The 8,063-nt window shown below is 61.8% G+C and carries 8 protein-coding genes; 2 read left to right on the forward strand and 6 right to left on the reverse strand.

Going from position 1 to position 8,063, the window contains the following annotated elements; all coding sequences use genetic code 11:
• Positions 1-197: 197 nt before the first annotated feature.
• The 4 genes from ccoP to ccoN are packed head-to-tail and all read right to left on the reverse strand — an operon-like array spanning position 198 to position 3,389.
• Positions 198-1,145 (reverse strand): cytochrome-c oxidase, cbb3-type subunit III, encoded by a 948-nt coding sequence (ccoP, locus tag ACQRBT_RS15665; protein ID WP_104994482.1) that lies wholly within the window; start codon positions 1,143-1,145, stop codon positions 198-200.
• Entirely contained in the window at positions 1,142-1,342 is a 201-nt protein-coding gene (locus ACQRBT_RS15670) for a cbb3-type cytochrome oxidase subunit 3 (RefSeq protein WP_060756150.1), read from the reverse strand. Before ACQRBT_RS15670 ends, ccoP begins: the two co-directional genes overlap by 4 nt.
• 3 nt (positions 1,343-1,345) lie before the next feature.
• On the reverse strand, positions 1,346-1,954 hold the full coding sequence (ccoO, locus tag ACQRBT_RS15675) for a cytochrome-c oxidase, cbb3-type subunit II (protein ID WP_060756149.1): 609 nt from the start codon (positions 1,952-1,954) through the stop codon (positions 1,346-1,348).
• A 10-nt stretch (positions 1,955-1,964) separates the two neighbouring features.
• Positions 1,965-3,389, reverse strand: coding sequence for a cytochrome-c oxidase, cbb3-type subunit I (ccoN, locus tag ACQRBT_RS15680; protein WP_090369385.1), 1,425 nt, complete (start codon positions 3,387-3,389; stop codon positions 1,965-1,967).
• Between the two features lie 79 nt (positions 3,390-3,468).
• Here ccoN and ACQRBT_RS15685 point away from each other — a divergent pair, with 79 nt between their 5' ends.
• A complete protein-coding gene (locus ACQRBT_RS15685; protein WP_104994481.1) occupies positions 3,469-4,158 on the forward strand; it encodes an alpha/beta family hydrolase in 690 nt (229 codons plus the stop codon).
• A 103-nt stretch (positions 4,159-4,261) separates the two neighbouring features.
• Here ACQRBT_RS15685 and ACQRBT_RS15690 read toward each other — a convergent pair whose 3' ends face one another.
• Together ACQRBT_RS15690 and ACQRBT_RS15695 are read right to left on the reverse strand one after the other, a co-directional pair.
• Positions 4,262-5,827: a methyl-accepting chemotaxis protein gene (locus ACQRBT_RS15690; protein ID WP_060756146.1), complete on the reverse strand. Its 1,566-nt coding sequence runs from the start codon at positions 5,825-5,827 to the stop codon at positions 4,262-4,264.
• Positions 5,828-5,900: 73 nt separating this feature from the next.
• Positions 5,901-6,692, reverse strand: a complete 792-nt coding sequence (locus ACQRBT_RS15695; protein ID WP_060756145.1) for a CPBP family intramembrane glutamic endopeptidase — start codon at positions 6,690-6,692, stop codon at positions 5,901-5,903.
• 419 nt (positions 6,693-7,111) lie between these two features.
• Here ACQRBT_RS15695 and ACQRBT_RS15700 point away from each other — a divergent pair, with 419 nt between their 5' ends.
• Positions 7,112-7,972, forward strand: a complete 861-nt coding sequence (locus tag ACQRBT_RS15700) for a DMT family transporter (RefSeq protein WP_060756144.1) — start codon at positions 7,112-7,114, stop codon at positions 7,970-7,972.
• The last annotated feature ends 91 nt before the right edge of the window (positions 7,973-8,063 follow it).

Below are 8,063 nucleotides of genomic sequence, written 5' to 3' on the forward strand. Positions count from 1 at the left end.
GAATGGCGAGAGGGGAAAGTTGTGCTTTGGAAGGGTGTGACACTTGGTCGCGTTAAAAGTCCCCCTGTGGCGAGGGAGCTTGCTCCCGCTGGAGTGCGAAGCGCTCCTAAGGTTTTGGGGCTGCTTCGCAGCCCAGCGGGAGCAAGCTCCCTCGCCACTGGTAAGGTGCCGCCCCGTAGTGGAGCGGTGTTCAGGGGTTATTGCGACTGGCTTTCTGGCGTTGCGCCATCAGCGTTGTGCGACAGGCTATAAACGTAGGCGGCGAGCAGGTGCACCTTGTCATTACCTTGCAGCACGTCCTGCGCCGGCATCTGGCCTTGGCGGCCGTGACGGATGGTCTGCTGCAGCTGCGCCAGGCTGGTGCCGTAGATAAACCCGGCAGGCTCGGTCAGGTTCGGCGCGCCCATGGCTTCCATACCGTGGCCTTGCGGACCGTGGCAGGCCACGCACGTGGTGTTGAAGGCCGCTTGGCCTGCGGCCAGGTCGGCAGTGCTGTCGGCCGGCAATGGCAGCTTGGCCAGGTCATGACGCACATAGGCGGCGACGTTTTTTACCCCGTCTTCGCCGAGTATTTCACCCCAGGCCGGCATTGCCGCGTGACGACCGTTCAAGATCGTGGCCTTGATCGCTTCAGGTGAACCGCCCCAGCGCCAGATATTGTCCGCCAGGTTCGGGAAGCCATAGGCACCCTTGGCATCCGAGCCGTGGCACACCGCGCAGTTGGAGGCGAACAAGCGGCCGCCCATTTTCAGCGCTTGCGGATCTTTCGCGACTTCTTCCACGGGCATGGCTGAGAATTTGGCGAAGATCGGCCCGAACTTGGCGTCGGCCTTGGCCATTTCCTTGTCCCATTCCTTATTCTGGGTCCAACCGTCTTCATAGCCCGGCAATACGCCTTTCCAGTTGCCCAGGCCCGGGTAGAGGATCAGATAGCCGACGGCGAACACCAGGGTGCCGGCGAACAGCATGAACCACCACTGGGGCAGCGGGTTGTCATATTCCTCGATGCCATCGAAGGCATGGCCCATGGTCTGGTCGACACTGCCCTTGGTCTCGCCCTTGCGGGTGCCGATCAATAGCCAGGTCAGGCCGATCAGGCTGCCGAGGGTCAGTACGCAGATCCATGTACTCCAAAAGGTAGTCATGGCCGAGTGCTCCTTGTTACAGGCTCTTCTTGAGCGTCGGATGGAGAAGGTTCATCGGCGAACGGCAGCAGGCGTGCCTGCTCGAATTCCGCATTGCGCCGGTTGTTGAACACCCACAGCGACAGGCCGATAAAGGCGATGGCGACCACCAGCGTGCCGAGGCCGCGGATGGTGCCCGCATCGAATTCAAATCCCATGGCTCACCTCTTGCTCTTGATGGCAGTGCCGAGCACTTGCAGGTACGCAACCAGCGCGTCCATCTCGGTCTTGCCCTTGAGGCTGGCGACGGCGCCACTGATGTCGTCGTCGGTGTACGGCACACCGAGGGTGCGCATCACTTTCAACTTGGTTTCGGTGTGGCTGCTGTCCACGGGGGCGGTGACCAGCCACGGGTAGGCCGGCATTTTCGACTCCGGCACCACGTTGCGCGGGTTGTACAAGTGCGCGCGGTGCCAATCGTCCGAGTAGCGTGCGCCGACGCGCGCCAGGTCCGGCCCAGTGCGTTTGGAGCCCCACAGGAACGGGTGGTCCCACACGCTCTCGCCGGCTACCGAGTAGTGACCGTAACGCTCGGTCTCGGCGCGGAACGGGCGGATCATCTGCGAGTGGCACTGTACGCAGCCCTCGCGGATGTAGATGTCGCGGCCTTCCAGTTGCAGCGCGGTGTAGGGCTTCATGCCTTCGACCGGCTTGTTGGTCACGTCCTGGAAGAACAGCGGGACGATCTGGGTCAGGCCGCCGATGCTTACGGCGAACACCATCAGCAGCATCAGCAGGCCGACGTTCTTTTCAATCGTTTCGTGTTTCATCACGGACTCCTCAGGCCATCTGCGCAGCAGCGGCGACTTCGACAGGTTGTGCCGAACGCACGGTGCGCCATGTGTTGTAAGCCATCAGCAACATGCCGGTGAGGAACACCGCACCGCCCACCAAGCGCACGATGAAGCCCGGATGGCTGGCCACCAGGGTCTCGACGAAGGAGTAGGTCAAGGTGCCGTCTTCGTTGACTGCACGCCACATCAGGCCCTGGGCGATGCCGTTGACCCACATCGAGGCGATGTAGAGCACGGTGCCGATGGTGGCCAGCCAGAAGTGCGCGTTGATCAGGCCGAGGCTGTACATCTGCTCGCGGCCGAAGACTTTCGGGATCATGTGGTACAGCGCGCCGATGGAGATCATCGCCACCCAACCGAGGGCGCCGGCGTGTACGTGGCCGATGGTCCAGTCGGTGTAGTGGGAGAGGGCGTTGACGGTCTTGATCGCCATCATCGGGCCTTCGAAGGTCGACATGCCGTAGAACGCCAGGGACACCACGAGGAAGCGCAGGATCGGGTCGCTGCGCAGCTTATGCCAGGCCCCCGAGAGGGTCATCATGCCGTTGATCATGCCGCCCCAGCTCGGTGCCAGCAGCACCAGGGACATCACCATGCCCAGGGACTGCGCCCAGTCCGGCAGCGCGGTGTAGTGCAGGTGGTGAGGGCCTGCCCAGATGTACAGGGTGATCAGCGCCCAGAAGTGCACGATGGACAAGCGGTAGGAATACACCGGGCGTTCGGCCTGTTTGGGCACGAAGTAGTACATCATGCCGAGGAAGCCCGCCGTCAGGAAAAAGCCGACCGCGTTATGCCCGTACCACCATTGCACCATGGCATCTGTCGCACCGCCGTAGGCCGAGTAGGACTTGGTCCAGCTTACCGGCAGCGAGGCATGGTTGACGATGTGCAGGATGGCCACGGTGATGATGAACGCCCCGAAGAACCAGTTGCCGACGTAGATGTGCTTGGTCTTGCGCTTCATCACCGTGCCGAAGAACACCACACCGTAGGCGACCCAGACGATGGCGATCAAAATGGCGATCGGCCATTCCAGCTCGGCGTATTCCTTGGAGGTGGTGTAGCCCAACGGCAGGCTGATGGCCGCCAGCACAATCACCAGTTGCCAGCCCCAGAAGCAGAATGCGGCGATTTTCGGCGCGAACAGCTGCGTCTGGCAGGTGCGTTGTACCGAGTAAAAAGAGCTGGCGAACAGCGCGCAGCCACCGAAGGCGAAGATCACCGCGTTGGTGTGCAGCGGGCGCAAGCGGCCGAAGCTGGTCCAGGGCAAATCGAAGTTGAGTGCAGGCCAGACCAATTGGGCGGCGAGAAAAACCCCGAGCCCCATGCCGACGATGCCCCACACCACCGTCATAATGGCGAATTGGCGGACCACCTTGTAGTTATAGGCGGTACTTAAAGTAGTGTTCATGGTTCCCCATCCACGGTTCAACCCAAGCCAATGCGGCACTTGGGCTGGAGTTATAGGCAGACTAAAAAGCGAGGCAAGCATGGGCAAAGAGCACAAGGCCAGTATTGACGGGGATCAATGGGCGCACTGCGTGCAGGAACGCGGCTGGTTGTGGGATGTCGCGCAAGGGGCGGGCGCGCGTGAGCCTGTGACCCTGATCCTGGCCCACGGTGCCGGTGCGCCGATGGACTCCTCGTTCATGAACGACATGGCTGCACGCCTTGCCGGGCATGGCGTGAACGTGTTGCGCTTTGAATTTCCCTACATGGCCCAGCGCCGGCTGGACGGCGGCAAGCGCCCACCGAACCCGGCACCGAAACTGCTGCAGGCGTGGCGTGAGGTGTATGTCGAGGTGCGACGTCATGTCGCTGGGAAACTGGCGATTGGCGGCAAGTCCATGGGCGGGCGCATGGCCAGTTTGTTGGCCGATGAATTGGCTGCCGATGGGCTGGTGTGCCTGGGGTATCCGTTCTATGCCGTGGGCAAGCCGCAAAAGCCACGGGTCGAGCACCTGGCCGGGTTGAACACCGCGACGTTGATTGTGCAGGGCGAGCGCGATGCCCTGGGTAATCGGGAGGCGGTCGAGGGGTATGCGTTATCGCCGAGCATCGAGGTGATGTGGCTGGTGGCGGGGGATCATGATTTGAAGCCGTTGAAGGCGTCGGGGTTCAGCCATGAGCAGCATCTGGAGGCTGCGGCGGTGCAGGTGGCTGAGTTTCTCGGTGCCTGATAGGGCCCAATCGGGGGCAAGCCCCCTCCCACTGGACTGTCGTCACACATAGCAATCTGTGAACCCGATCCAATGTGGGAGTGGGCTTGCCCCCGATCGCGATCTACCGGTTGAAACGCTCTACCAACGAGTACTGGGTATTGGCGGTATGCGTCAGCTCTTCACTCAATTGCGCCGAGTTCAGCGCCTGTTCCGAGGTCTGGTCCGCCAACAGCGCAATGGTGCTGATGTTGCGGCTGATCTCTTCGGCGACCGAGCTTTGCTCCTCCGTGGCGGCGGCGATCTGGGTGGTCATGTCGGTGATATGGGCGACCGCTTCGCTGATGCCCACCAACGCCTGATCCGCTTCCATCACCCGTGCCACACCCTCTTCGGCCTGGCGATGCCCGGCGTCCATGGTTTGTACTGCGGCGCTGGCGGTCTGCTGCAGCTTGGCGATCAACGTGTGGATCTGCCCGGTGGACTCGGCCGTACGTTGCGCCAACTGGCGTACTTCGTCGGCCACTACCGCAAAACCACGCCCCATTTCGCCGGCGCGGGCCGCTTCGATGGCGGCGTTGAGTGCCAGCAGGTTGGTCTGGTCGGCGATGCCTTTGATCACATCGACCACGCCGCCGATTTCATCGCTGTCCTTGGCCAGTTGGGTGACGGTCACGCCGGTTTCACCCACGGCAACGGACAGGCGCTGAATCGCCTCGCGGGTTTCCCCGGCGATGTCGCGGCCACGACCGGTCAGGCGATTGGCTTCCTGGGTGGCGTCGGCGGTGCGTTGTACGTGGCTGGCCACTTCCTGGGTCGTCGCCGCCATCTGGTTGACGGCGGTCGCCACCTGTTCGGTTTCCACGCGCTGGCGTTCCAGGCCGCTGGAGCTGTTATGCGCCAGGGTGTTGGACTGTGCGGCCTGGTCGTTGAGGTGTTCGGCGGTGTCCTGCAAGCGCGTAAGGCAAGTCTTCAGGCGTGCCTCCTGGCTGAGGATCGACATCTCCAGGCGCGCCTGTGAGCCGCGGCTGTCGGTGTACATCTGCGCGATCAACGGGTCGGAAGTGGTCTGCTCGGCCAGGCGCATCAGGCGCTTGAGGCCGCGCTGTTGCCAGCTCAGGCCCAGCAGGCCGAGTGGCACCGACAACCCCGCCGCGAGGGCAAAGCCCCAGTGGGAGTTGAGTGACGCACCGATCATGAAGCTCAACTGGCTCACCAGGATAAACGGCAGCCAGTCCTGTAGCACCGGCAGCCACTTGTCACGCTGAGGAATCGCCGACTTGCCCTGGTTGATGCGTTGATAGAGCGCTTCGGCCCGGCGGATCTGCTCGGCGGTGGGTTTGACGCGCACCGATTCGTAGCCGACCACCTGGTTGCCCTCGAAGACGGGCGTCACATAGGCGTTAACCCAGTAGTGATCGCCGGTCTTGCAGCGGTTCTTGACAATGCCCATCCATGGCAAGCCTTGTTTGAGCGTTGACCACATATGCCCGAACACCGCAGCCGGCACATCCGGGTGGCGCACCAGGTTGTGCGGAGCGCGGAGCAGTTCGTCGCGGGAGAACCCACTGATTTCGACGAAAGCGTCGTTGCAGTAGGTGATGACCCCTTTGGCATCTGTGGTGGAGATCAACCGTTGCTGAGCGGGGAAGGTACGTTCGCGCTGTGTAACGGGTTGGTTATTACGCATGATTGTTCAATCCGCAAGGCTTTCAGGGGTTATCGGTCGCGGCAGGCTTTTATTTAACTTAATTTTGTAACAATCAGCCGGCCAGCATCGGGTAGGTAAACAACCCGAAGTGAAGCAGATTCAAGCCAAAATGCGTGGCGATTGCGGCGCCCAAGCCACCAAAGCGATAAGCCAGGCCATACCCGGCGCCCGCAATGGTCGCCAGCAGCACCCACTGCCAGCCTGCGCCCAGGTGCACCAGGCCGAACAGGAGCGAGGCCAGCAGCAGCGCGAGGTTTTCGCCATAGGGCAGGTGCTTCAAGCGTTGGCTCAGGCCGCCCTGGATGTAGCCGCGGAACAGCGCCTCTTCCACCAGGGTCACCAGCAGCAGGTTGTTGAGTACCCACAGCCAGGCCTGTTCAGGCCATTTCGGCGCCCAACTGACGATGCCCAGCAACGCCGCTCCACCCAGCGCGGCAACCGCTGTCAGCACCAGCGCCAGGGCGGCGACACAGATCGACAGGCGCAGCGAACGGCGTGCCACGATCCACGGGCAGGCCAGCAGTAGCCAGAAACCGATCAGGGGTTTGTCCTGATTCAGGTACATCGAGAAAGGCACTGCATCGGCGGTGAAGCGCTGCGGGGCAATGCCGCGCCCATTGTAGAAACCCGGCAGCCAATGCATGGCCAGGCCCAGGGCCAACACTATGAACAGACCGTGGCCGAGGTAGCGCGCCCAAGGGGTGCGTTGCTGACGTACGGCGTACCCGGCGATCAGCAGCAGGGCGACCGAGACGACCGCCAGCAGGCCCAGTTGCCCGTAGGTCAGGGCCAGTACGTAGCCGATGGAAAGAAGCGCCAGGTACAGCCAGGGCAGAGTGATCATGGGACATCCTTGGAAAAAACTGGGCGGCATTATAACGGCCGCAAGTCCAGCCAGGCATGAAAACTCCTCCACGCAATAGTTGCGATCAGGTGATTGCAAAATGTGTTTGCGGCTGGTTATAGTCGGTGCGTCTTTATCCCTTCAAAAAGATCAGCACATGCCAGCTTCCCCACGCACAGCGGTAGTCGATTCAGCGATCAACGCTGTGGTCGTGCCGTGCGGGAACCAACAGCTTGTGCAGTTCGGTCATTACCCCCCACCTGTCAGCAGCACGCCGGTGTACGCAGTCGTATCACCGCCGGGTGTTGGCATCGCGGGCTGATCAGCTGATCGCTGTTCCCCTCTGCCCGCCTGAAAAAAACCATTGAACTTCAGCCTTTGCTGAGTCGGCTTTTTTTGCCTGATTACAGGTGGTAAACATGTCTGTTCTTTCGAAACAATCCGTGGCCGCGGCGGCCTCGACGAGCCTGTTTGTGCTGCTGTGGAGCAGCGGGGCGATTTTCTCCAAGTTGGGCCTGGCCCATTCATCGCCCTTCGCTTTTCTGTTGATCCGTTTTGCTATCGCCCTGGTCGGGCTGGTGCTGCTGATACCGCTCTTCAAACTGAAACTGCCGCGTCCCGGCAAGCCGCTGTGGTATGCGGTGGCAACCGGGCTGGTGTTGTTGGGCGCGTACCAGATTTTCTATCTGCTGGCCCTGGACCTCAAAGTCACCCCGGGGGTGATGGCAACCATCATGGGGGTACAACCGATCCTCACCGTGGTGCTGATGGAACGTCAGCGTTCATTGCGCCGGATGCTCGGCCTGGGCCTGGGGCTGGCGGGGCTGATCATGGTGGTCTATCAAGGCATCGGCTTGTCCGGGATGTCCCTGGCGGGGATGCTGTTCGGGCTGCTGGCGCTGGCGAGCATGACCTTTGGCTCGATCATGCAAAAGCGCATCACCGACAACCCTTTGGGCACGCTGCCGGTGCAATACCTGGCGGGCTTGTTGTTGTGCGCGGTGTTTGTACCGTTTCAGCCATTCCACTATGAACACAGCGCCGGCTTTTACCTGCCGGTGCTGTGGATGGGGCTGGTGGTGTCGTTGTTGGCGACGCTGTTGCTGTACCGCCTGATCGCCCGGGGCAACCTGGTGAACGTCACCAGCCTGTTCTATCTGGTGCCGGCGGTGACGGCGGTCATGGACTACCTGATCTTCGGCAATAAGCTCGCAGCGTTGAGCCTGTCAGGCATGGGCTTGATCATCATCGGCCTGGTCTTCGTCTTCCGTAAAAACTGACGCATGTAGTGAGCGGGCTTGCCCCGCGCTGGGTGGCGCAGCCGCCCTAAACCGGCCACCGCGTTCTTCCAGGAAGAGCTCAGGCGCCTGG

The sequence above is a fragment of the Pseudomonas sp. R19M genome (genome assembly GCF_050312585.1).
Taxonomy (GTDB): domain Bacteria; phylum Pseudomonadota; class Gammaproteobacteria; order Pseudomonadales; family Pseudomonadaceae; genus Aquipseudomonas; species Aquipseudomonas palleroniana.

Excerpts from the sequence above, each read along its gene's own strand:
- ccoP (WP_104994482.1), bottom strand. The coding sequence starts at position 1,145 with ATGACTACCTTTTGGAGTACATGGATCTGCGTACTGACCCTCGGCAGC.
- ACQRBT_RS15670 (WP_060756150.1), bottom strand. The coding sequence starts at position 1,342 with ATGGGATTTGAATTCGATGCGGGCACCATCCGCGGCCTCGGCACGCTG.
- ccoO (WP_060756149.1), bottom strand. The coding sequence starts at position 1,954 with ATGAAACACGAAACGATTGAAAAGAACGTCGGCCTGCTGATGCTGCTG.
- ccoN (WP_090369385.1), bottom strand. The coding sequence starts at position 3,389 with ATGAACACTACTTTAAGTACCGCCTATAACTACAAGGTGGTCCGCCAA.
- ACQRBT_RS15685 (WP_104994481.1), top strand. The coding sequence starts at position 3,469 with ATGGGCAAAGAGCACAAGGCCAGTATTGACGGGGATCAATGGGCGCAC.
- ACQRBT_RS15690 (WP_060756146.1), bottom strand. The coding sequence starts at position 5,827 with ATGCGTAATAACCAACCCGTTACACAGCGCGAACGTACCTTCCCCGCT.
- ACQRBT_RS15695 (WP_060756145.1), bottom strand. The coding sequence starts at position 6,692 with ATGATCACTCTGCCCTGGCTGTACCTGGCGCTTCTTTCCATCGGCTAC.
- ACQRBT_RS15700 (WP_060756144.1), top strand. The coding sequence starts at position 7,112 with ATGTCTGTTCTTTCGAAACAATCCGTGGCCGCGGCGGCCTCGACGAGC.